At 63.6% G+C, this 23596-nt stretch carries 22 protein-coding genes; 7 read left to right on the top strand and 15 right to left on the bottom strand.

Annotated features, from left to right (window positions below):
• Nucleotides 1-31: 31 nt before the first annotated feature.
• The 8 genes from AC25Y4_RS02000 to AC25Y4_RS01965 form a co-directional block, all read right to left on the bottom strand.
• The gene (locus tag AC25Y4_RS02000) at nt 32-796 is read right to left on the bottom strand and encodes a fumarylacetoacetate hydrolase family protein (protein WP_488118693.1); all 765 of its coding nucleotides are present in this window, start codon (nt 794-796) and stop codon (nt 32-34) included.
• Between the two features lie 100 nt (nt 797-896).
• On the bottom strand, nt 897-2015 hold the full coding sequence (locus tag AC25Y4_RS01995) for a branched-chain amino acid aminotransferase (RefSeq protein WP_488118692.1): 1119 nt from the start codon (nt 2013-2015) through the stop codon (nt 897-899).
• Between the two features lie 35 nt (nt 2016-2050).
• Nucleotides 2051-3127, bottom strand: a complete 1077-nt coding sequence (locus AC25Y4_RS01990) for a 3-isopropylmalate dehydrogenase (protein WP_488118691.1) — start codon at nt 3125-3127, stop codon at nt 2051-2053.
• 100 nt (nt 3128-3227) lie between these two features.
• Nucleotides 3228-4820, bottom strand: coding sequence for a phosphoglycerate dehydrogenase (serA, locus tag AC25Y4_RS01985; RefSeq protein WP_488118690.1), 1593 nt, complete (start codon nt 4818-4820; stop codon nt 3228-3230).
• Between the two features lie 138 nt (nt 4821-4958).
• Nucleotides 4959-5330: a bacitracin resistance protein gene (locus AC25Y4_RS01980; RefSeq protein WP_488118689.1), complete on the bottom strand. Its 372-nt coding sequence runs from the start codon at nt 5328-5330 to the stop codon at nt 4959-4961.
• Complete coding sequence (locus AC25Y4_RS01975; protein WP_488118688.1) at nt 5327-5887, bottom strand: hypothetical protein; 561 nt, start codon at nt 5885-5887, stop codon at nt 5327-5329. Before AC25Y4_RS01975 ends, AC25Y4_RS01980 begins: the two co-directional genes overlap by 4 nt.
• Entirely contained in the window at nt 5884-6678 is a 795-nt protein-coding gene (locus tag AC25Y4_RS01970; protein ID WP_488118687.1) for a copper homeostasis protein CutC, read from the bottom strand. Before AC25Y4_RS01970 ends, AC25Y4_RS01975 begins: the two co-directional genes overlap by 4 nt.
• Nucleotides 6679-6809: 131 nt before the next feature.
• Nucleotides 6810-7931: an FAD-dependent oxidoreductase gene (locus AC25Y4_RS01965; protein WP_488118686.1), complete on the bottom strand. Its 1122-nt coding sequence runs from the start codon at nt 7929-7931 to the stop codon at nt 6810-6812.
• A gap of 79 nt (nt 7932-8010) precedes the next feature.
• Here AC25Y4_RS01965 and AC25Y4_RS01960 point away from each other — a divergent pair, with 79 nt between their 5' ends.
• From AC25Y4_RS01960 to AC25Y4_RS01945, 4 genes are all read left to right on the top strand, one after another.
• On the top strand, nt 8011-8685 hold the full coding sequence (locus AC25Y4_RS01960) for a TetR/AcrR family transcriptional regulator (RefSeq protein WP_488118685.1): 675 nt from the start codon (nt 8011-8013) through the stop codon (nt 8683-8685).
• Nucleotides 8686-8799: 114 nt separating this feature from the next.
• Nucleotides 8800-9393: a sulfite oxidase-like oxidoreductase gene (locus tag AC25Y4_RS01955; RefSeq protein ID WP_488118684.1), complete on the top strand. Its 594-nt coding sequence runs from the start codon at nt 8800-8802 to the stop codon at nt 9391-9393.
• Complete coding sequence (locus AC25Y4_RS01950) at nt 9387-10136, top strand: ferredoxin reductase (RefSeq protein ID WP_488118683.1); 750 nt, start codon at nt 9387-9389, stop codon at nt 10134-10136. Before AC25Y4_RS01955 ends, AC25Y4_RS01950 begins: the two co-directional genes overlap by 7 nt.
• The gene (locus tag AC25Y4_RS01945; RefSeq protein WP_488118682.1) at nt 10136-10405 is read left to right on the top strand and encodes a DUF6510 family protein; all 270 of its coding nucleotides are present in this window, start codon (nt 10136-10138) and stop codon (nt 10403-10405) included. Before AC25Y4_RS01950 ends, AC25Y4_RS01945 begins: the two co-directional genes overlap by 1 nt.
• Here AC25Y4_RS01945 and AC25Y4_RS01940 read toward each other — a convergent pair.
• From AC25Y4_RS01940 to AC25Y4_RS01915, 6 genes are all read right to left on the bottom strand, one after another.
• The gene (locus AC25Y4_RS01940) at nt 10332-11075 is read right to left on the bottom strand and encodes a DUF998 domain-containing protein (RefSeq protein WP_488118681.1); all 744 of its coding nucleotides are present in this window, start codon (nt 11073-11075) and stop codon (nt 10332-10334) included. The genes AC25Y4_RS01945 and AC25Y4_RS01940 overlap by 74 nt on opposite strands.
• Nucleotides 11076-11150: 75 nt before the next feature.
• Nucleotides 11151-12179 carry a ketol-acid reductoisomerase gene (gene ilvC / locus AC25Y4_RS01935; RefSeq protein WP_488118680.1) on the bottom strand — a complete coding sequence of 343 codons (1029 nt, stop codon included), beginning with the start codon at nt 12177-12179 and terminating at the stop codon, nt 11151-11153.
• Nucleotides 12180-12243: 64 nt separating this feature from the next.
• On the bottom strand, nt 12244-12753 hold the full coding sequence (gene ilvN, locus AC25Y4_RS01930; RefSeq protein WP_488118679.1) for an acetolactate synthase small subunit: 510 nt from the start codon (nt 12751-12753) through the stop codon (nt 12244-12246).
• Between the two features lie 2 nt (nt 12754-12755).
• Entirely contained in the window at nt 12756-14558 is a 1803-nt protein-coding gene (locus tag AC25Y4_RS01925; protein WP_488118678.1) for an acetolactate synthase large subunit, read from the bottom strand.
• Nucleotides 14559-14602: 44 nt separating this feature from the next.
• Nucleotides 14603-16297 carry a dihydroxy-acid dehydratase gene (ilvD, locus tag AC25Y4_RS01920; protein ID WP_488118677.1) on the bottom strand — a complete coding sequence of 565 codons (1695 nt, stop codon included), beginning with the start codon at nt 16295-16297 and terminating at the stop codon, nt 14603-14605.
• 69 nt (nt 16298-16366) lie between these two features.
• A complete protein-coding gene (locus AC25Y4_RS01915) occupies nt 16367-18583 on the bottom strand; it encodes a bifunctional alpha,alpha-trehalose-phosphate synthase (UDP-forming)/trehalose-phosphatase (RefSeq protein WP_488118676.1) in 2217 nt (738 codons plus the stop codon).
• A 143-nt stretch (nt 18584-18726) separates the two neighbouring features.
• Here AC25Y4_RS01915 and AC25Y4_RS01910 point away from each other — a divergent pair, with 143 nt between their 5' ends.
• Together AC25Y4_RS01910 and AC25Y4_RS01905 are read left to right on the top strand one after the other, a co-directional pair.
• Nucleotides 18727-18915 carry a hypothetical protein gene (locus AC25Y4_RS01910; protein ID WP_488118675.1) on the top strand — a complete coding sequence of 63 codons (189 nt, stop codon included), beginning with the start codon at nt 18727-18729 and terminating at the stop codon, nt 18913-18915.
• 93 nt (nt 18916-19008) lie between these two features.
• Entirely contained in the window at nt 19009-19452 is a 444-nt protein-coding gene (locus AC25Y4_RS01905; RefSeq protein WP_488118674.1) for a hypothetical protein, read from the top strand.
• Nucleotides 19453-19550: 98 nt separating this feature from the next.
• Here the strand turns inward: AC25Y4_RS01905 and AC25Y4_RS01900 are convergent, their stop codons facing one another.
• On the bottom strand, nt 19551-21140 hold the full coding sequence (locus AC25Y4_RS01900) for a chitinase (protein WP_488118673.1): 1590 nt from the start codon (nt 21138-21140) through the stop codon (nt 19551-19553).
• A gap of 156 nt (nt 21141-21296) precedes the next feature.
• Between AC25Y4_RS01900 and AC25Y4_RS01895 the strand changes: the two genes are divergently transcribed.
• Nucleotides 21297-23585, top strand: a complete 2289-nt coding sequence (locus tag AC25Y4_RS01895) for a glycosyltransferase family 2 protein (protein WP_488118672.1) — start codon at nt 21297-21299, stop codon at nt 23583-23585.
• The last annotated feature ends 11 nt before the right edge of the window (nt 23586-23596 follow it).

Below are 23596 nucleotides of genomic sequence, written 5' to 3'. Positions count from 1 at the left end.
CTGCTAGCAGCGCACTGCTAGCAGCGCATCGCTAGTGGCGGACGACCGAGTTCAGCAGTGTACCGACGCCGGAAACCTCGACCTCGACGACATCGCCATCCACCAGCGGGCCGACGCCAGCCGGCGTGCCCGTCAGGATGACATCGCCGGGAAGCAACGTCCACACACTCGACGCGTAGGCCACGATCTCTGCGACCGAGTGCACCATGTCGCTCAGCTTGCCCGACTGGCGAACCTCGCCGTTCACCCTGGTCTCGATGGTCGCAGTGCCGAAGTCGACATCCGTTTCAACGACAGGGCCGAGTGGGCAGAACGTGTCAAAGCCCTTGGCCCGCGCCCACTGGCCGTCGGCCTTCTGCAGGTCGCGAGCGGTCACGTCGTTGGCCACGGTGTAGCCGAGCACGGAGTCCAGCGCACTCTCGACGCTGACATTCTTCGTGATCTTGCCGATCACAACGGCCAGTTCGCCCTCGTGCTCCACCTGCAAGCTCTGCGGCGGCAGCACGATGGTGTCGTCAGGGCCGATCACCGAGGTGTTTGGCTTCAGGAACAGCAGCGGCTCTGCCGGCGCGTCCCCGCCCATCTCGGCCGCGTGGTCGCGGTAGTTCTTACCGACGGCCACCACCTTGGAGCGGGGAATCACCGGAGCAAGCAACTTCACGTCGTCCAGCGGGATCCGCTGCCCTGTCGGCTCGAAGCCGGCGAACATCGGGTCGCCCTTCAACGCCACCAGCGCGTCATCATCGATGATCCCGAAGGCAATCACGTCGTTATGGCTGAAGCGTGCGATCTTCATGAAGTCCTGCTTTCACTACAAAAATACGAATACGGGTACTGCAAATCTGCGAAGCCGGGTGCGACTGCATCGAATCTGGGCGTCGAACCCGGCGTCGCACCTACGCGTCGAGGCGCGTGAGCCAGCCGTGACGGTCAGGCAGGCGACCGTACTGGATGTCGGTCAGCTCCTGGCGCAGCGCCATGGTGATCTCGCCAGCCGGTGCGTCGGGATCACCAATGGAGAGATTGGCGTTCTTCAACTGCGCGATGGGCGTGATCACGGCGGCCGTTCCACAGGCGAATACCTCAGTGATGGCACCGGATGCCACGCCGTCACGCCATTCGTCGATGCTCACGGCGCGCTCTTCCACTGACATACCGCGGTCGCGGGCCAGCTGCAGGATACTGTCGCGGGTGACGCCCTCGAGGATGCTGCCGGTCAGGCGCGGGGTGACGAGGGTGTTGTCGCCACCGTGCACGAAGAACACGTTCATGCCGCCGAGCTCGTCGACGTTGGTTCCCGTTTCAGCGTCGAGGAACAATACCTGGGCGCAGCCGTTCTCGTAGGCCTCCATCTGGGGCAGCAGCGACGAGGCGTAGTTGCCGCCGCACTTGGCGGCTCCCGTGCCACCGCGGCCGGCGCGGGAGTACTCGGTCGTCAGCCAGATCTTCACCGGCGCAACACCGTCGGCGAAGTAGGCGCCTGCCGGGCTGGCGATCACGTAGAAGCTCGCGGCCTGTGCGGCGCGCACACCGAGGAAGTTTTCGTTGGCGATCATGAACGGACGAATGTAGAGGCTCGACTCCGGCGTGCTCGGCACCCACTGGCTGTCCACCTGCACCAGCTGCTTCACGGCTTCAACGAAATCGGCGATGGCCAGTTCCGGCAGGGCAAGGCGGCGCGCTGAACGCTGCAGGCGCTCCGCATTCTTCTCAGGACGGAACGTCCAGATCGAGCCGTCCTCGTGCTTGTAGGCCTTCAGCCCCTCGAAGATCTCCTGTGCGTAGTGCAGCACAGCGGATGCCGGGTCGAGCTGCAGCGGGCCGTAAGCGCCGACGCGTGCATCGTGCCAGCCCTGCTCAAGGGTCCAGTCGATGGTGACCATGTGGTCGGTGAAGTGCTTGCCGAACCCGGGGTCAGCGAGGATAGCCTCGCGCTCGGCTTCGGCGCGGACGGCGGGCGACGGTGTCAGGGCGAAGCTCAGCGGGTACGTGGTGGTTGAGGCTGATTGGCTCATGTGAGTCCCTATCTGTGTCAGGCGAATTCTTGTTTTCAGGCGAGTGCTGTAATCCGATGGGCGATCGCGTCGCCGATCTCAGCAGTGCCGCGCGGAACTGCGCCGGCTCCGGGAGCCGTGCGGTCTGCAATGTCGGACGTGACGGCTGCGCTCACGCGTGCAGCGGCGTCACCGAGTCCCAGGTGGTCGAGCAGGAGGGCGACCGACAGAATCGCTGCCGTCGGATCGGCGAGCTGCTTGCCCGCGATGTCTGGTGCCGACCCGTGAACCGGCTCAAACATGCTGGGGAAGCGACCACTCGGGTTGATGTTTCCGGAGGCCGCGAGACCGATGCCACCGCTGATTGCGGCGGCCAGATCGGTGAGGATGTCGCCAAAGAGGTTATCCGTGACGATGACATCAAATCTACTCGGTTGTGTGACGAGAAAGATGGTTGCGGCATCAACGTGCAGGTAGTCAACCGCAACATCGGGGAATTCGGCCGCTACAGCATCCACCGTGCGCTGCCACAGGCCACCGGCGAACACCAGCACGTTGGTCTTGTGCACGAGGGTGAGCTTCTTGCGCGGGCGCGCAGCGGCGATCTCAAAGGCGTTGCGCACGACACGCTCGACGCCGAAGGCGGTGTTCACCGACACCTCGTTGGCGACCTCATGCGGCGTGCCCAGGCGGATCGCTCCGCCGTTGCCGACGTATGGTCCTTCCGTGCCCTCGCGCACCACAATGAAGTCAACGTGGCCGGGAACAGCAAGTGGGCTGGCAACGCCGGGGAACAGGATGCTCGGGCGCAGGTTCACATAGTGATCCAGTGAGAACCGGAGCTTGAGCAGCAGTCCGCGCTCGATGTTGGCGTTCGCGAGGCGCGGGTCGCCGGGTACGCCGCCGACGGCACCGAGCAGGATCGCGTCGTGTTCCGAAATCGCCGTGAGGTCGGCATCCGTCAGCACGTCGCCTGTCTCGAGGAATCGAGTGGCCCCGAGCGAGAAATGCGTCAGGTCAATGACGACGTCTTCCGCACTGATGGCAGCGTCCAAAACCTTGATGGCTTCAGCGATTACCTCTGGACCGATCCCGTCTCCGGGAATGACAGCGAGCTTGATTTGACGCGACATGGGGCTCCGTGTGTCTGTGATTGAACTGTACGTCAACTGTACTGCGACGAATCATCACTCCACGCGAAGCCCCATGCCGGTGACTCAAGGAATGCCCGTGTTACTCGGTCAGGTCGATTTCGACCATGACGCTGGCCTGGATGGCCTCACGAACGGATGCCAGCAGCCCTGCGGGCACCGGAGAGTCGACCGTCAGCACGCTGAGCGCCGTTCCGCCGGCTTCGTGGCGTGCGATCTGCATGCCGGCGATGTTGATCTCCGCGTCGCCGAACTCGCGACCGTACACGGCGACGATGCCTGGACGGTCGGTGTACAGCATCACGATGAGGTGCTTGGCGAACGGCACCTCAACCTCGTAGCCGTTGATCTCAACGATCTTCTCGGTCTGCTTGGTGCCGATCAGCGTGCCGGAGACCGACACCTGCGAGCCGTCAGCCAGCGCGCCACGGAGCGTGATCACGTTGCGGTACTCGGGCGACTCCGCGTCGGTGATCAGGCGCACGTTGATGCCGCGCTGCTCGGCGAGCAGCGGTGCGTTCACGTACGAGACCGTCTCGCTAACGACGTTGGTGAAGATGCCCTTGAGTGCAGCCAGCTTCAGTACGCTCACGTCGTATTCGACGAGTTCGCCGCGCACCTCGATGTCGACGCTGGTCAGCGGGCTGTGGCCTGCGAGGCCGGAGAACACCTGGCCGAGCTTCTCGAGCAGCGGGATGCCGGGGCGCACGTACGGGTCGATGACGCCACCCGCAACGTTGACGGCATCCGGAACGAGCTCGCCTGACAGGGCGAGACGCACCGACTTGGCGACGGAAACGCCGGCCTTCTCCTGCGCCTCGTCGGTCGATGCGCCGAGGTGCGGCGTCGTGATGATGTTCGGCAGGCCGAGCAGCGGCGAACCGACGGGCGGCTCGTTCACGAACACGTCGAGTCCGGCACCGGCGATGGTTCCTGCGGTGAGGGCGTCGTACAGTGCATCCTCATTGATCAGGCCACCGCGAGCCACGTTGACGATGAACGCGGTCGGCTTCATGAGCTTGAACTGCTCTGCGCCGATCATTCCGGTGGTTTCCGGCGTCTTCGGCATGTGGATGGTGATGAAGTCTGAACGCTCAAGCAGTTCTTCGAGGCTGACAGGGGTGACGCCGAGCTGCTGGGCGCGTGCCGACGTGATGTAGGGATCGTACGCGATCACGTTGGTGCCGAATGCCTGCATGCGAGCGGTGATGAGCGCACCGATGCGGCCGAGGCCGATGATGCCGATCGTCTTTTCGTACAGCTCGACACCGGTGTACTTGGAGCGCTTCCACTGGCCTTCGGCGAGGGCGCCGTGAGCGGCCGGGATGTGGCGGGCCAGGCTGAGGATGTGGCCGACAGTCAATTCTGCGGCCGAGATGATGTTGGAGGTCGGTGCGTTGACAACCATGACTCCGGCGGCCGTTGCAGCCTTGATGTCGACGTTGTCGAGTCCGACGCCCGCGCGGGCGATGACCTTCAGCTGCGGGGCAGCGGCGATGGCTTCGGCGTCAACCTTGGTTGCGGATCGCACCAGGATGGCATCCGCTGTGGCCAATTCAGAGAGCAGGGCGGCTCGATCTGTTCCGTCTACAGTCCGGACTTCAAAGTCAGGACCGAGCGCATCGACGGTGGCGGGTGAAAGTTCTTCGGCGATCAGTACAACTGGCTTCGACACTAAAGTGGTTCCTTCGATTGCGAACAGACAGGAGCTTGCGCCACACCAGTGGGGCGCCAGATAGCTGCAACTCTACCGGCTGCGCAGATGAGCATCAGAACTGTGACGCCGCGGGGCGGCGTGGGTCGCTCCCCGCGGCTAGACGATCAGGCGGCTGAAACCGAACATCACAAGGATGTCGAGCGACAGCGCTGCGACCAGGCACAGCCCCACGAACAGCATGATGGCTTGCACGAGGGCAGTGCGGGTGCGGCCCATCCAGAATGCGAGCGCAAATACGACAACGGGCATGACGACGCCGATGATCAGGATGGTCCAGCCGAACGCCGACAGCGACGTGTCGAGGGATTGCGCGGCTGTGTTCACGCCGATCAGGTTGCCAACGCCCTCCCACGCGTCGTACGCGTAGAACAGTCCGAATGCCACCGCAATGGTGACGGAGAGCCACAGGGGGGCAGGGTGCGCGGCGGTCACAGGGGCGACCTTTGGTGCAGCTGACGCGTTGCTCATGCGTTCACTCCTACTCCGAAGATGAACGGGAACGGCGCAAGCACGATGACACCGATGACAAGCCAGAGGAGGCGAAGCCTCGGTCGAGTTGACGTCAGCCAGTAGACAGAGGCGAACCAGACCAGGGGTGATGCGATGGCGAGCCAGGCGCCGAACGAGAACATGAACTCGCCGAGCGGCTCGGTGATGGGGTTGCCGATGCGGTTCGCCCCGATGTACCAGCCCACGATGTAGAGCAGGTAGATGCCGGCGAAGATTCCCATGCCGATCAGGGCAACGGATGACTGCGCGCCAAGAGCGGCGCCCGGGGTGGCCGTCGCGTCCGCCTCGGCTTCAGCCGCCGGAGCGGGGCTGCCCTGTGTTCCGACAGCGGTCCAGCCCTCCGGCAATTCGCCCGCGTTGGTGCCAGCGGGTGCGTCTGCGTCGACGTCGATGTCTGCGTCTGCCTCTGCGTCTGCCCCTGCGATGTGCGACGTGCGCCCGGTGTCTCCAACGACGAGCGTCGCGTCGTCGTCACCGGCCCAGCTCAGGGCATCGTCGTCTCGCTTGGAACTCATCCCTCCACAGTACTGCGCGCGGCAGCAACGGCAGCCAGAACCAGTGCGGAATCTGTGGCGTCGTACTCGGCCGCTCCCCCGCCCGGCCCACTGGGCCCCGCAGCGTTCAGCATGTGCCGCGCCGACAGGTGAACGGCGTCGACGCCGGCAGCGACGAGCGTCGGGATGCTCGCAATGCTCACGCCGCCTCCCGCCATCACCTGGAGGCGGCCGGCTGCGCGCGCCACCATGGTCGTGAGCACGTCAACGCCATCGAGGCTGTGCACCGCGCCGCCGGAACTCAGCACGCGCGTGACGCCCAGCTCGACCAGGGTGTCGAGCGCTGCCAGTGGGTCTCCCCCTGCATCGATGGCACGGTGAAATGTCACGCTCAGGCCGTCTGCGGCCGCGACGAACTCGCGGGTCGCAGCGACGTCGACACGGTTGTCAGGGGTCAGGGCGCCAATCACGATGCCGCCGGCACCGACACGCTTCGCGGCGCGAATGTCGCGCACCGTCGTGTCGATCTCGCTAGCCGAGTAGACAAATCCCCCGGCACGCGGGCGCACCAGCACATGCACGAATCCCGGACGCCCCATGGCATCCGCTGCCTCGACAGCTGACTCCATCGTGCCGAACGATGGAGTCAGTCCGCCGACGCCCAGTGCGCTGCAGAGCTCGACCCGGTCGGCACCGCCGGCCAGGGCGATGCGAAGCCCGTCGACATCCTGCACAGCGATCTCAACGGCGGCTGTCGTGCCGTAGTCGGTCACAGCGGTGTCGGCGTCACGGGCGGGCGTATGAGACTGCATGGCACTCCTCAGTACAGCGTTGGTTCTGTACAGCATTGGGTTCAGTGCAGCACCAGGTTCGGTGCGGCATCCGCTCTGGGTAACGGCGGTAACTCGCTACGCTACCTCGATCGCCGCCACTCAGTTGCCACTCAGTTGCCACTGAAAAGACCGACGAGCCCGTGAGGTGCGCTGTCGCCGAAGATCATGTGCATAGTCTCCCGTGCGGCGATTGCCTCTGCTTCGCTGCGCTCGAACATCACTTCTTCGTAGGCCGTGAAGGCAGCCTCGACGTCGCCAGGGTTGGCGGCGATAGCCAGACCGAGCTCTGCACCATCGAGCATGGCGACATTGGCCCCTTCGCCGCCTGGCAGCGTGACGTGCGCCGCGTCCCCCAGGAGCGTCACGCCGGGCACGCGAGGCCACTGGTGGCGGTCGGGCAATCGGTAAATGCTGCGGAGTACCGGTGCTGAGTCCGCAGCGGTGATCGTGTCGGTGAGTGCAGGCGCCCAACCGCCGAATTCAGTTGCGATTACAGCTTTCGCTGCAGTGGTGTCGGTGAAGTCGATGGCGTCGAACCAAGCGACGGGGCGGTCCAGAACGACATATGTGTGGATGGTGCTTCCCGCTTCGCGGTGCGCGAGGAATCCCTTGCCTGGGATGAGGGCATACATCGCGCCGGCTCCCACGGCCTCGGCCGTCGCGGTGTGACGCTCGTCGACGTCGTACAGATACGTCTCGATGTAGCTCATGCCCGCGTACTCCGGCTTGGCGTCTGAGAGAAGCCCGCGAACTTTCGACCACGCTCCGTCGGCACCGACAAGGATGTCGGCGGTGGTCACCCAGCCGTCCGCGAACACCAGTTCGTGCCGACCATCACCGAGTGGTGAAGCGCCGAGGAACTTTTTCCCCCACTGCACGGTGCCGGCCGGAAGGGAGTCCAGGAGGATCCGCCGGGTGTCGCCGCGGAGCGCCTCTGGGCTATCCAATGAACCGTCGTCTGGGAGCCCGGCGAGCACGTTCCCGTGCCGGTCGAGCACTCGCTGCTCCGCGCCGCCCTCGTGGATGATCGAACGGAACTCCCGCGTGAGGCCCGCGATTTCGAGGGCGAGCTGACCGTTGTGCTCGTGGAGGTCGAGTTGTCCGCCCTGGGTGCGCGCATCCGGTGACGCGTCCGCGTCGTAGACGGTGACGGGAATGCCGTGAAGGCTGAGCACGCGCGCGAGGGTGAGGCCGCCGAGGCCGGCGCCGATTATGAAGACGGGAGTCGTCATCTGTGTTCCTTTCATTGTTTGGAATCTGATTCCAACGCCAATCTTGGAACTAGATTCCAACTGTGTCAAGATGATGCTTATGACGACGGACAGGAAGCGGTCAGACAGGCGCACCGATGCGCTCTCGAAAGAACGGATCGTCGCGGCGGCCATCGAGATCCTCGACACTGAGGGCGAGGGCGCCCAGCTGTTCCGCGCAATCACGACCCGCCTCTCAACCGGCGTTGGCGCGATTTATCACCACGTCGCCAACAAGGACGATCTGCTCGCTGCGGCCGCGAACGATGTGATCGCCGGGGCGATCGCCGTGACAGGTGACGGCTCAGATCCGCGCGATGCGGTGCGCGACGTTGCCCTCGGCATATTCGACGCAATCGATTCTCATCCCTGGGTGGGCACACAGCTCTCCCGCGACCCTGGACAACCCGCGGTGTTTCGCATCTGGATAGCCATCGGGCGGCAACTCAGCGCTCTCGGCATCGCAGGACCAGCGCAATCGGATGCCGGTTACGCTCTCGTCAACTATGTTCTCGGCGCTGCGGCACAGTACGCGGCGGGTCCGCGCCGCCTACCGCTCGAAGCGGACCGAAAAGCCTATCTCGCTACGCTCGCGACACAGTGGGCACAGCAATCCAACGACCAGTCCGCTTTCTCGCTCGACATTTCGTCACCGCTACGCGACCATGACGACCGCCGACAATTCCTCGCGGGCGTTGACATCTTCCTGGCCGGAATGGTTGCGCGGGGCCGTTAGCCGCACCGAACACTCTCGCGTAGACCCGGACACAAAGCGGGCGCAGGTGCAGACATCCGGCCCACAGATCAGTAGAGTCCGTGCAGGAGTGTGTTGCCGAACCGGGGAGCATCCATGGGAATCATCTCGCGCGCCTTTTCAGGGCGTGGTCGCAGTGCCGATCCGAGCCTGCCGCCTGGCCAGTACCTCACCGAGGACTTTCCGGTGCTTTCGGCCGGCCCGACGCCCCGCATCGATACCGCAGACTGGGCGTTCAGTATCCGCACGGAGTCGGGAGCGATGCACCGGTGGGATTGGGCACAGCTGCAGGGCTTGCCCACAGCGGATGTCTCCACCGACATCCACTGCGTGACCAGATGGTCGAAACTCGGCACGTCGTGGCGCGGGGTGTCCCTCGACACGCTTCTGGACGGGGTCGACACGAACTACGAGTACGTCATGGCGCACTCGTACGGCGGATACACCACCAACGTTCCCCTCGCCGACCTGCGGAACGGCCAGGCCTGGATCGCCTACGAATTCGATGGGGCGCCCCTGGCAGCCGAGCACGGTGGGCCTGCCCGTCTCCTGATCCCGCATCTCTATTTCTGGAAGAGCGCGAAGTGGATCAGCGGGCTGGTCATGATGGAGAACGATGACCCTGGATTCTGGGAGCAGAACGGATATCACCTGTACGGCGACCCCTGGCGCGAGCAACGCTATTGGTAGTCGACACGGGTGTCTGGACGGTCGGCACCGTCGTCGGTTCCCACACCGAGACCCCCACCTCGCGCAGCATTACCCTGGATGTTCCCGGCTGGACAGGCAACATCGCCGGACAGCACGTCGACGTACGGCTCACGGCAGAAGACGGCTACACGGCCGTCCGGTCGTACTCTCTCGCCTCCTGGGGCAAGGCTGCGACGGTGCAGCTGGCCGTTGACGAGGTTCCAGGCGGCGAAGTCTCGCCGTACCTGGTCGAGGAGCTGCGCGCCGGCGACCAGCTCGAACTCCGTGGTCCGCTCGGCGGCTGGTTCGTCTGGAAACCGACGGAACCCGCGCCAGGTGCAGTGTCCACGCCGGTGCAACTCATCTGTGGCGGCAGTGGAATCGTTCCGCTGATGGCCATGATCCGCGCCCACGCAGAAACGAAGGATGAAACACCCTTTCGGCTGCTGTACTCGGTGCGCACACCAGACGACGTCTTCTTCGCCGATGAACTTGCCGAGCACGCGGAGTCGTCTTTCCTCGACGTGACCTATGTGTTCACCCGTCGGGCCCCAGCGGGCTGGACCGCTCCCGTTGGCCGAGTGACGGCCGGGACTCTCGAGGCAGAGACGTTTGCGCCAACGAGCTCACCCGCCGTTTATGTGTGCGGGCCAACAGGTTTCGTCGAGAGCGTCGCCGACACACTGGTGGCGCTCGGCCACGACCCCATTGCGGTGAAGACAGAGCGATTCGGAGGTGCCTGATGGCGAGTACCGGCGGTTCCCACCTAGACGGCAACGTGCTGGCCGGTCCCCTAACCGAGCTATTCGGACGGGACATGACGCTGGCCACCGGGCGCTGCAGCGGCTGCGGTGACGTCACGACGCTCGCCCGCGCACTGGTCTACCCGGATGCTCCTGGCCTGATCGTGCGCTGTTGCACCTGCGACAGCGTGTTGTTCACCGTTGTGCAGGCCGAAGGGCGGACCTGGCTTGACCTGCGGGGGCTGACCGGACTACAGCCGCCTGCCTGATGTGCACGGCAACCCCGAACACCCACCCCAGGATGCCAAGCAGGCAGATGCGCTCAGCCAGCCCAATGAGCTGCGGGGCAAGCAGGGCTGCGACGCCCAGCGCGAGTAAACCCGCTCCAGCCACAATTGTGAACGCAAGTGCCGTCCTGAAACCTGCCCGCAGTTCGGAACTGCTGCGCATCCACACGGTGAGCACTAGGCAACCAATAAGCGCAGCAACAAAGCCGGTCACAGCCACGGCGAGGTGCACGACACCGGGAACGGTGGTCGCGACAACGCCGACCTCGCCAGGCATCCCGACATCCGTTGGGAAGAACGCGAGCACGCCGGAGCAGACGCCACCAAGCAGCAACAAGGCAACGCCCACGGCACGCAAAGCGGATGCCGGGCGCACCTGCACGATGGCGCCAACCACACACACGGTGGTCAGCATCCGCCCGAGGAAGTTGAGGTTCATGATCCAGCCGTACGGGCCGACGGCGAGATTGCTCTCTGCGTCGCTGATCGGGCTGTAGTGCGGGGGCAGCGCCTGCAGCACAACGTCAACCACGATGTACACGAGCACGCCGATCATGGCGGCCGTTGCCCATCGTCGGCGCGAGTCGGCACGAGGCGAGTCGGCACCAGGCGAGTCGGCACCAGGCGAGTCGGCACGAGGCGTCTGGATCATTAATCCAGCCTGACACAGAAGCGGGGCCCGCCAATACGACGGGCCCCGCTTGTAACTACTTCAGACTCGGTCTGACTAGCGTGCTACTTCGCCGTCAACGTAGTCGTCGTCGTTCGATGCGTTCCAGGCGAAGAGCTTGCGCAGTTCGCGGCCGGTGGCCTCGATCGGGTGCTCTTCACCCTTCTTGCGGAGTGCGAGGAACTCTGGGGCTCCGGCATCCTGGTCGTTGATGAAACGCTCGGCGAATGCACCGTTCTGGATGTCAGCGAGAACAGCCTTCATGTTCTCCTTGACGCTCGGGTCGATGACGCGCGGGCCGGAGACGTAGTCGCCATACTCAGCGGTGTCGGAGACGCTCCAACGCTGCTTGGCGATGCCACCCTCCCACATCAGGTCAACGATGAGCTTGAGCTCGTGCAGCACCTCGAAGTAGGCAACCTGCGGCTGGTAGCCAGCCTCGGTGAGAACCTCGAAGCCGTACTGGATGAGCTGCGAAGCGCCACCGCAGAGCACAGCCTGCTCGCCGAACAGGTCGGTCTCGGTCTCTTCGGTGAACGTGGTCTTGATGCCGCCGGCGCGGAGGCCACCGATTGCCTTGGCGTAGCTGAGGGTGAGCGGCCAGGCGTTGCCGGTCGCGTCCTTCTCGACAGCGACGATGACGGGAACGCCACGGCCTGCTTCGTACTCGCGGCGAACGGTGTGACCCGGTCCCTTGGGAGCAACCATGACAACGTCGACGCCTTCGGGCGGCGTGATGTAGCCGAAGCGGATGTTGAAGCCGTGTCCGAAGACGAGAGCCTTGCCCTCAGACAGGTTGGGCTCGATGTCGTCTGCGTACAGGTGACGCTGCACCTGGTCTGGTGCCAGAACGACGATGACGTCTGCCCAAGCGGATGCCTCGGCTGCGCTCAGCACGGTGAAGCCGGCTTCCTCAGCCTTGGCGCGTGACTTGGAGCCTTCCTTCAGGCCGACAACGACCTCAACACCGGAGTCGCGAAGGTTCTGTGCGTGGGCGTGGCCCTGTGAGCCGTAACCGATGACGGCAACCTTCTTGCCCTGGATGATCGACAGGTCGGCGTCTTTGTCGTAGTAAATCTCAGACACGGGTGAATCTCCTTGTTTATCGTTGGTCGAGCGTGTCGAGACCCTGAGGTCCCTGGAATAGTCGTTAGTTCTTGAAAACGCGTTCGGTGATCGACTTCGAGCCACGGCCGATCGCCAGGAGGCCAGACTGTGCAAGCTCCTTGATCCCGTACGGTTCCAGCACGCGCAGCAGGGCCTGGGTCTTGCCAGAGTCGCCGGTGACCTCGATGACGAGGGCATCCGTTGCCACATCGACGACCCGCGCACGGAACAGGTTCACTGCCTCAAGCACCGCAGACCGCGTGGTGTTGTCGACGCGAACCTTGATCAGGAGGTGCTCGCGCAGCACGGACTGGGTGGGATCCAGTTCAACGATCTTGATGACGTTGATCAGCTTGTTCAGCTGCTTGGTCACCTGCTCGAGCGGCTGGTCCTCGACATCGACGACGATCGTGATGCGCGACAGTCCGTCGATCTCACTGTGGCCGACCGCGAGGCTTTCAATGTTGAAGCCACGGCGGGCAAACAGGCCGGCGACGCGTGTCAGCAGGCCTGGCTTGTCCTCAACGAGGAGGCTCAGAACGTGTGTGCTCATGTTTACTCCTCGTCCCAGGTCGGTGAATTGTCTTTCGCATACTGGATGAAGCTGTTGCTGACACCCTGCGGCACCATCGGCCACACCATGGCGTCACGGCTGACCACGAAGTCAATGACGACGGGGCGGTCATTCGTTGCCAGCGCGAGCTTGATAGCGTCGTCGACCTGGTCAGCGCTTGTCACACGGATGCCGAGGGCACCGTATGCGTCAGCCATCTTCACGAAGTCGGGCACCATACGCGTTTCGTGACCGGTGTTGAGGTCGGTGAACGAGTGGCGTCCGTCGTAGAACATGGTCTGCCACTGGCGCACCATCCCGAGCGACGAGTTGTTGATGATCGCAACCTTGATCGGAATGTTGTTGATTGTGCAGGTTGCCAGCTCCTGGTTGGTCATCTGGAAGCATCCGTCGCCGTCAATCGACCAGACAACGCGGTCAGGTTCTGCGACCTTGGCGCCCATTGCGGCGGGAACCGAGTAACCCATGGTTCCGGCTCCACCGGAGTTGAGCCAGGAGTTCGGACGCTCGTACTTGATGAACTGGGCTGCCCACATCTGGTGCTGGCCGACGCCGGCGGCGTAGATGCCCTCTGGTCCGGTGAGCTCACCGATCCGCTTGATGACGTACTGCGGTGCCAGGAGGCCGTCGGCCGGCTCAGGGTAACCGAGCGGGAATTCTTCACGCAGGCCGTTCAGGTACGTCCACCACTCAGCGGTGTCCGGCTCCCCCGACGTCTTCAGCGCCTCGGCGAATGCGAGCGACAGGTCGGCCATGACGTCCTTGGCGTCGCCAACGATCGGCACGTCCGCCATGCGGATCTTGGAGATCTCAGCGGGGTCGACGTCGACGTGCACGATTGTCGCGTTCGGTGCGAACTCGGCTGCCTTGCCAGTGACGCGGTCGTCGAAACGGGCGCCGAGGGCGATGATGAGGTCGCTCTCCTGCAGCGCGAGCACCGCGGGAACGGTGCCGTGCATGCCCGGCATACCGAGGTGCTGCTCGTGCGAGTCGGGGAACGCGCCTCGCGCCATGAGCGTCGTGACGACGGGTGCCCCGGTCAGTTCGGCCAGTGCAAGCAGTTCGGCAGATGCACGGGCACGAATGACACCGCCACCGACGTAGAACACCGGCTTCTTCGCGTCGACGAGCAGCTGGGCCGCGGCCTGCACCTGCTTGCCGTGTGCTTTGGTTATCGGCCGGTAGCCAGGCAGGTCAATCTTCGGCGGCCAGATGAATGGTGCCGTGTTCTGCTGGGCATCCTTGGTGATGTCAACGAGAACGGGGCCTGGGCGCCCGGTGTTTGCGATGTGGAAAGCGGATGCGATGGCAGCCGGAATGTCCTCTGGCTTCCGCACCAGGAACGAGTGCTTCGTGATCGGCATCGTGATGCCGACGATGTCGGCCTCCTGGAAGGCATCCGTTCCCATCAGGGTCGAGAACACCTGCCCTGTGATGGCGAGCAGCGGAACGGAGTCCATGTATGCGTCGGCAATCGCCGTCACGAGGTTCGTGGCACCTGGCCCTGACGTCGCGATGGCGACGCCGACCCTGTTTGAAGCGGATGCGTAGCCTTCTGCAGCGTGGCCTGCACCCTGTTCGTGGCGAACCAGGATGTGTCGGACGGCATCCTGCTGCATGAGTTCGTCATAGAGCGGGATGACAGCGCCACCTGGCAGTCCGAAGACATCGGTGACGCCGAGCAGTTCGAGCGTGCGAATGATGGCGCCAGAACCGGTGAGCAGCGGAGGTTCAGTCGATATCGGAGCAGAGGGCGTTGGCACGGCGGATGATTCCGTGGTCATGAGTGATCAGATCCCTACATTGAATGCGGATGGTGGGGGCAAAGTTAGCCTGTGATTGCGCCTACGGCAGCAGAATGCACGAGCTTGGAATACTTTGCAAGAACGCCACGGGTATAGCGCGGAGGAAGCGGAGCCCAGCCTTCACGGCGGGCGGCCAGCTCGGCAGGGTCGACCAGTAGGTCAAGCGTGCGAGCTGCGATATCGACCCGTATCAGATCACCATCGCGCACGAAGGCGATGGGACCTGCGTCCACCGCTTCGGGTGCTATGTGGCCGATGCACAGTCCGGTTGTGCCGCCTGAGAATCGACCGTCAGTCAACAATAGTACATCGGCGCCGAGGCCTGCGCCCTTGATGGCTGCCGTGATGGCGAGCATCTCACGCATGCCTGGGCCGCCCTTCGGGCCTTCGTAGGTGATGACGACGACGTCGCCCTTGTTGATGCGGCCTTCTGTCAGGGCATCCATGGCGCCGCGTTCGCGCTCGAACACGCGGGCAGGGCCTTCGAAGACGGTGGCGTCAAAGCCGGCCGTCTTGACCACGGCGCCCTCCGGGGCGAATGAACCCTTGAGGATCGTGATGCCGCCGCTCGGGTGGATCGGGTTGTCGAGCGTGCGCAGCACGGTGCCGTCGAGTGCCGGCGGGTCGATCTCTGCGAGGTTCTCTGCGACGGTCTTGCCCGTCACGGTGAGTGCGTCTCCGTGCAGCAGGCCGGCCTCGAGCAGCGCCTTCATCACGACGGGCACGCCGCCGTGACGGTCGACGTCGTTCATGACGAACTTGCCGAATGGCTTGAGGTCACCGATGTGCGGAACCTTGTCACCGATGCGGTTGAAGTCGTCAAGAGTGAGCTCGACTTCTGCTTCGTTGGCGATGGCCAGCAGGTGCAGTACGACGTTGGTCGAACCACCGAAGGCCATGGCAACGGCGATGGCGTTCTCGAACGCCTTCTTGGTGAGGATGTCGCGGGCAGTGATGCCGAGACGCAGCATGTTGACGACAGCCTCGCCTGAGCGGTGCGCGTAGTAGTCACGACGGCGGTCAGCGGATGCCGGCGATGCGGAACCCGGCAGGCTCATGCCGAGCGCCTCAGCCACGCTGGCCATGGTGTTGGCGGTGTACATACCGCCACAGGCGCCCTCGCCAGGAGCAAACGCACACTCGATGCGCTTGGCATCCTCTGCGCTCATACGGCCGGCCTTGACCGCGCCGACGGCTTCGAAGGAGTCGATGATGGTGATGTCTTTTTCGGTGCCGTCAGAGAGCTTGACCCAGCCCGGAGCGATCGAGCCTGCATAGAGGAAGACGGATGCCAGGTCGAGGCGGGCGGCAGCCATGAGCATGCCGGGCAGCGACTTGTCGCAACCGGCAAGCAGCACCGAACCGTCGAGGCGCTCTGCCATCATCACTGTCTCGACAGAGTCGGCGATGACCTCGCGGGAGACGAGCGAGAAGTGCATTCCCTCGTGTCCCATGGAGATGCCGTCTGAGACGGAAATCGTGCCGAACTGCAGCGGGTATCCGCCGCCGGAGTGCACGCCTTCCTTCGATGCCTGCGCCAGGCGATCGAGGGACAGGTTGCACGGCGTGATCTCATTCCACGAGCTCGCAATACCAATCTGGGGCTTCTCCCAGTCGGCATCTCCCATCCCGACAGCTCGAAGCATGCCGCGCGAGGTCATGGCTTCGATACCGTCAGTGACGACACGGCTGCGTGGTTTCAGATCATTCTCAGGCATGAAATGAGTCTAGAACCTCCGCGAGTGTTCCCTCGTCCGCTCCGACGCCCGGTGTCACGACTCCCGGAGCTACGACGAGGATGGCTCGTCGCTGCCCGCTGATGACGCACGGTAGTCGGCGAGCAGGGCAAGTACCTGCGCGACTTCCTCAGGGCCACGCACCCGGTATTCGGCCCCGCTGGCTCCTGGCCCGATCTTCAGCCCGAGGTCGTCGTCGCCGAGAACCGCGAAGGCGTCTTCATCGGTCACGTCATCGCCCGCATAGAACACGGCCGTTGCTCCTGTGTAGTCGCGAAGCTGCTCAAGGGCATCGCCCTTGGTGCTGGAGCGCACCGAGAACTCCAGCACATTCTTGCCCTCTCGAATTGTCATTCCGGGCAGAAGCTCCTCAACCTGTTCCCTGGCTTCGCGTTGCACGGCAGGGCCGTCCTGCGGAGCGGCAAGCCTGGTGTGAAGGGCAAGCCCAGCCGGCTTCTTCTCGATCCACGTGCCCGCTACCGGGCCACTGATGCGTTCGAGCACCCTGGCCAGCGTGTCGAGCTGTTCGAGCTCTGAGTCGATCAGGGTGATTTCGGCGTGAGGGGTATCGAATTGCACTTCGATGCCGTGTGATCCGGCGAGCAGCACTCCCTGCGAGGGTTCGGCAACATGGCGCAGGCTTTCGAGAGCCCGGCCGGATACCAGTGCGACGCGAACGCCGGGAAGTTCCAGCAGCCTCTCCACCGCTTCCCTGGCACCATCAATGGCCCGTGCGTCGTCCGGTTCATCGACGTGAGGAGCGAGCGTCCCGTCGAAGTCCAGTGCGACGAGCAGGGTCTCACTGGCAGACAGCTCGCGCAGGGCTGCCACCAGGTTCTCTGGCACACCGCCCTGTACGGCGGCGCCGCCGGTCAGCGTCTCCAGGAACGACTTCGACCACGTGGATACGTCGTTGTCGAACACACGCTTACGCAGTGCGCGCATCCGTCTGGTCCGCTCACGTTTCGGCATCTGCACGGCCTGCAAAATAGCGCTCTTCACGCCTTCGATGTCGTGCGGGTTGATGAGGACGGCCTGCTTCAGCTCATCAGAGGCACCCGCGAATTCGCTCAGCACCAGAACGCCGTCACCGTCGAACCGCACGGCCACATATTCCTTGGCAACCAGGTTCATGCCGTCCCGCAGAGCCGTCACCAGCATGACGTCAGCAGCCAGGTACAGGGCGACCATCTCTTCACGTGGGTACCCGCGGTGGTAGTAGCTGATCGCGGAGTTGCTGATGGTGGAGTAGTCACCATTCAGTCGCCCGACGGCGAGCTCGATTTCGTCCCTGAGCGCCATGTATGCGCCAACACGCTCACGCGACGGGCTGGCGACCTGAACCAGCGTGACATCTTCGACGCTCAGTCGGCCCTCTCGAAGCAGCTCGCCGTATGCCTTGATCCGGTGGCCGATCCCCTTCGTGTAGTCGAGGCGGTCGACGCCCAGCATGATCGTCTTCGGGTTACCGAGATCTTCCCTGATCTGCTGCGCCCTCGCCTGGATCTCGGGGCGCCTGGCCAATTCTTCGAAGCTGTCCGCATCAATGGAGATGGGGAATTGCTTGGCAATGACGCGACGCGGGCGTCCGTCGGGGTCCGTGACGTCAATGGCGGCGCCACGCGTTGAGTAGCCGAACAGTCGCCGGACGGCGCGGGTGAAGTTCCCGGCGTCGGCGATGCGCTGGAAGCCGATGAGATCGGCGCCGAGCAGGCCGTCGAGAATCTGCTTGCGCCAGGGCAGCTGCGAGTAGATGCCGTATGGCGGGAATGGAATGTGGTTGAAGAAGCCGATTACCAGGTCGGGGCGGAGGTTGCGCAGCATGCGTGGCACCAGCTGCAACTGGTAGTCGTGCACCCATACGGTCGCGCCTGTCGCCGCGACTGCGGCGGCGGCTTCGGCGAATCGGCGGTTGACCTTGACGTACGAGTCCCACCATTCGCGGTGGTACGCCGGCGGTGAGATGACGTCGTGGTAGAGCGGCCACAGCGTGTCGTTGGAGAAGCCTTCGTAGTACTCCTCAAGCTCTTCGCTCGTGAGGACAACGGGGACGATAGAAATACCGTCGTTCTCGAAGGGTTCGAACTCACGATCGGCCACCCCTGGCCAACCCACCCATGCGCCGTCAGAGGCGCGCATCAATGGTTCGAGCGCGGTCACGAGGCCACCGGGTGACGTCGACCACCCGTCTGTGCCGTCGTCGTTGACCACGTGGTCAACCGGCAAACGGTTGGAGACCACGACAAGGGAGAACGCGCCTGTGTTCACGTTCGTTCGTATGGTGTCGGCTGGGATTGCGATGACTCGTCCGTTCCGGCGTGAGCTCTGGGGTTCACACCTTGCTGCTCACGGCAGACTACCAGTTGTTCATTTAGCCGGACCGGCAGGTACGTTAGGTCGTGGAGGCAAAAATGCGAAAGTTTATCTTTAGCACTGCGATGCTCAGCGTGCTGTCCGGCGGTTGGAACACCATTCAGGCCACGAGGAAGGGCCCCAGGGACTGGCGCCTCATCCTCATGTGGATCGGATGGGCGATTGGCGCCGCGATCGCGATCGGCACGGTCGTCGAGGAAGCGAATGAAAAGCGCTCAAATAGCTGATTGCTCCGCGCCGCACGGCGTGTCAGGCCCGTAAAAGCGCGGTGGTGACCGAGACTGGTATCACTGCTGTTGCCAGCGCGGAAGGGGTTCAATATGTTCGGTCGTCGACGTCGTGTCGCACCCGTCGTTCAACCCCCGGCTCCTGAGCTCAGCGACGAACAGATCCTGGAGACAATTCAGGCCACGCTTGGTGAACTCATCGGTTCCGCTGGCTCCTGGACGCTCACGCCGCGCAGCGACGATGACACCGACGTGATCTTCCACGATTTGAAGACCACACAGATCGCTGAGTTGCTCACTGCCCAGTTGCGCACCCAGCTGTCCGTCTTGCGCGGAGAGGTGACGGCTGAACCTGCTGCCCTTCCCTGGACCCCAGCGCCGATCTCAGTGTGGGCAGATCCGGTAACAGGCCCCACGACTGTCATTGCAGAGGCTCCGGTTGCGGATGCCGTTGCTCACGACGTAGAGATGTCTACGGATCTCGTGGTCACCTCTGGCGCCCGCGCATCAAGCCAGCGCGAACGCCTCGTCGCGTAGCTACTCGCTACTCGCTACTCGCTACTCGCTACTCGCAGCAAGCTTGCGCACGTAAAGTGCAGCCGTGCTGCCGCGTTCTCGCGACAGCACCTGGCCGGCTACGGAGTGGCGGGCGCTGCGGTTTCCGATGTGGTGGCCGCGCCAGCAATCTCCTCGAGCACGTCCGCGGGATCAAGCACGATCCACGGTGAGCTGTCCGGATCGGTCTCAGCGGCCTGTGGGCTGTCGCCCTGGGTCCACCACTTCGCCTCGTACGGGTGTCCGTCGAAGAGAACGCGGTCGCCGGCGGCATAGGTCTGGTTGCCCGCCCACTCAGGGAAAGTCCCTGGCTCGATGGTCGGCACCGGCACCGGGGTTTCCCCTGGCATGACCGGACCGATCAGTGTCCACGGCGTTTCGAAGGCCTGCAGCACGGGGTTGTCGGGGACATCGCCCTTTGTCCACCACTTTGCCTCGTACACATTGCGGTGCCAGACAACCTTGGTTCCTGCACGGTAAGAGACATCCTCTGACCAAATGGGATACGGGCTCGTTGCAGGGTCGTCGGTGAGGTCTTCGTCGGATACGGGCTCCACGGTGGTTTCGACGCCAGCCCTGGAATCGGGCACACCAGTGAATCCTGCTCCCAGAATGAAGCTGAAGCTCTCCTCGCCCTGTGCAACGCCGCTGCAGGCATCAGAGACGCGAGTCACGTCGTCGTAGTTCGGGCCGCAACTCTGGTCACGGTTCGACGACCACATCGAGACACGACCGACATGCTTCTCCTGGGCGAAGGCATTGAGCGCTTCGGCATCTTGAGGGGTGAAAACCTCATCGCGCACGTCGTTCTGACCGATCATGGGCGTTGCCCCGATCTTGCCCCAGAGCGTGACGTCTGTGAGGTTGATGTCTGCGCGGCTGTAGAGCACACCCAACTGGCGCTGCGTCGCGGTCAGCGCCGAGGTGACAGCATCGATCATCGACTGCTTTTCCGGCTTGCTGTCGCCGAAGTCCATGGTCATGGCATTGACGCCCGTGATCTCGACTCCGGCATCCAGTGCGCCGGCAACGAGGTTCGTCCCATCAACGGACAAGCCGTCAGGTGTGACGGGAAGGGTGAACCAGACAGCAAGAGGTGTGCCGGCAGCAGCGGCTTCGGCCTGCAACTCGGCGAGCACGCTCGCCCGCCGCGCGTTGGCCTCGGTGTTCGCGAGAGCGTCGCCCTCGATGTCAAGGTCGATTGACTGCACGTTGTAGCGGTCGATCACATCGGCGTATGCACGCTTCAGTTCGCTCGGATTGGTGCAGCTCACGGCAAGCTCGTCGTTCAACAAACCACCGAACGAGATCATCGCATTGCCGCCCTGCTGCTCGAGGCGGGCAAGACGGCGGTCGAGGTCAAGCTGGTCTGATGCTTCCTGCAGCGTGTATGCGGCTCCCCACGTTGGCGTGCACGCCGAGTCGGCGTCAGCCACCACGAACGAGAGGACAACATTCTTGTCTGCGGCGGTACGCGGCGACTCGAAAGTGAACTGCGGCGTGGCCGTTACGTCGACGTAGCCGGCGAACCAGGCATCCGTTGTGGCCGTGTACTCGTTCTCGAACCATTTCCAGCCCTGAACACCGGCGAATCCCACGCCGGCGACAATTCCGACGAGCACGGTGAGGCGCACCAGGGACAGGCGTCGATTGGGAAAGCGCGCAGACACAAAACCTCACAGCGTTGGAGAAAAAAGGGAGTATGCGGTCGGGTGCGCACGTATCAATTGTGACAATAGTTGCATACCACGACGCAATACATTGTCACGATTGCCCTATCCTACGAGTGCGGTCCGAAAATATGAGTACGGGGAAAAGCTTAAAAAATGACACTTGAACAGGAACAATCGCGCGCCCGCAAACGGCAGTGGGGTTCGGAGCGCCGATCTGAGCCGCTCTCGATCATGCATCCCCGCCCGAGTGTGAGCAAGATTATGTGGGGACGCATCGCGATGCTGTCCACGTTCGTCTTCTGGCTTATTTATGTGCTCACCACGATCGTTCGCGAGTTCATCGAATCACCGGGCGGATTCCGCTTCACGATGGAAGCGATCAGCTATTTGATCGTCGTCACGTTCCTCAACTTCTCCGCGTTCATGTACCTGCTCGCCCGCCAGGGTGCGCTGTACCGGTTCCGCGACCACGCTCGCGTCCCCCGCGCTGAGCTCGACCGACACTTCCGCGACTACGACAGTGCCGTCACGGTGCTTGTTCCCTCTTATGCAGAAGAGCCAGCCGTCGTTCGCGGCACGCTGTGGTCGGCCGCGCTGCAAGAGTTCCCCAATGTCCGCATCGTGCTTCTGGTTGACGATTCCCCTGTCCAGACCAACGACAGCGATCGGGAACGACTCGCCGCAACGCTGCGCCTCCCAGGAGAAATCGAAGAGGCCCTCGAAGGGCCACGCTCCCGCTTCGAGGCCGCTCGGCAGAAGCTGGACGACGAGCGCCAGCGCGGCGCATCCGTTCTGCGTCGCCACGTCAAGGAACTCGCCGGGGACTACGAGGCAGCCGCGGTCTGGCTCGAAGAGATGGCTGCTGCAGAGCCGATGGAAGACCATGTCGATGAGTTCTTCATCGACCAGATCCTCATGGGCCTCGCCTCAGAGTTCAGGCTCAACCTTCTCGCCCTGAACGCGTCGCTTGACCAGAAGGAATACCCCGACATCGACCGCGTCTTTGAGATGCGTCGCCGACTTGAGCTCACGTTCACTGCTCGCCTGAGCAGCTTCCAGCGCAAACAGTACTCATCGCTCTCGCACGAGTCGAACAAGGCGATGAACCTCAACTCCTACATCGGCTTGATGGGCCGCAACTGGCGCGAGGAGAAGACGGCGAACGGCGTCGTCCTGCGTCACGCCGCCAACGAAGCCGATGCTGACCTGGTCATTCCTGACAGCCCGTACCTGCTCACCCTCGACGCTGACTCCCTGCTGCTGCGCGACTACTGCCTGCGCCTGGTCTACTTCCTTGAGGAGCCGGGCAACGAGCGGGTCGCCGTCACGCAGACCCCGTATTCCTCATTCCGGGGAGCGCCCACCCGTATCGAACGCATCGCCGGTGCAACCACCGACCTCCAGCACATCCTGCACCAGGGCATGAGCTACTACGGCGCCACCTTCTGGGTCGGCGCCAACGCCGTCATCCGCAAGCGTGCGATCGAAGACATCGTCGAGATTGAGAACGTCGGCGGCTTTGAGATCGCCACCTACATCCAGGACCGCACGGTCATCGAGGACACCGAGTCGAGCGTCGACCTCGGTACCCACGGCTGGACCCTGGTGAACTACCCCGAACGCCTCAGCTACTCTGCAACTCCCCCAGACTTCGGTTCGCTCGTCGTGCAACGCCGTCGCTGGGCAAACGGTGGACTCCTGATCCTCCCCAAGCTGTGGGACCAGGTCAGGGAGCGCCGCTTCCGCCGCGAACGAATCCTGGTTCGCGAGCTGTGGCTGCGCGTCAACTACATGGCGTCGATCGCCTGGGCCAGCTTCGGTCTACTGTTCCTGCTGGCGTATCCGTACGACAGCCGTTTGCTCTCCCCCGTCGTGTTCCTGGCAGCGCTTCCCTATTTCCTCGCGATGGGCAGCGACTTGCGCGCATGCGGCCACCGCTTCAGCGACATTTTGCGCATCTACGGGTTCAACCTCGTGCTGCTGCCTGTCAACCTGGCTGGTGTGCTGAAGTCGATCCAGCAGGCCATCACCGGCGAGAAGATCCCGTTCGTTCGCACGCCGAAGGTCAAGGACCGCACGGCGGCACCTGTGCTCTATGTCGTCGTCCCCTACCTGATCATTGCGTTCTCGCTGCTGACCCTGGTGCGCGACATCTCGGCACAGAACTGGGGAAATGCCCTCTTCGCCGCATTCAATGCGTCGCTTGCCGGGTACGCGACTTGGGCTTACGTTGGGCTCCAAAACTCGGTGGTCGACCTGTGGCTCGGCACTCTCAGCTGGCTCTACGTCGACAAGAAGAAGCCGGTAGCCGAAGTACGGTCACTCGTCGACCCGTCAAAGCCTGTTGACTGGTCATCGATCCTGTACCACGGTGATCGGCGTCTCAACCGCGACCTGCGTCGCAAGAACGACCGCCGACGACGGGTGGGTGCTGCGCGCTAACAGTCAGGAGG

The sequence above is a fragment of the Leifsonia sp. Y878 genome, assembly GCF_057669685.1.
Note: the sequence above shows the minus strand (reverse complement) of the source record. Positions and strands in the feature narration are given on the sequence as shown.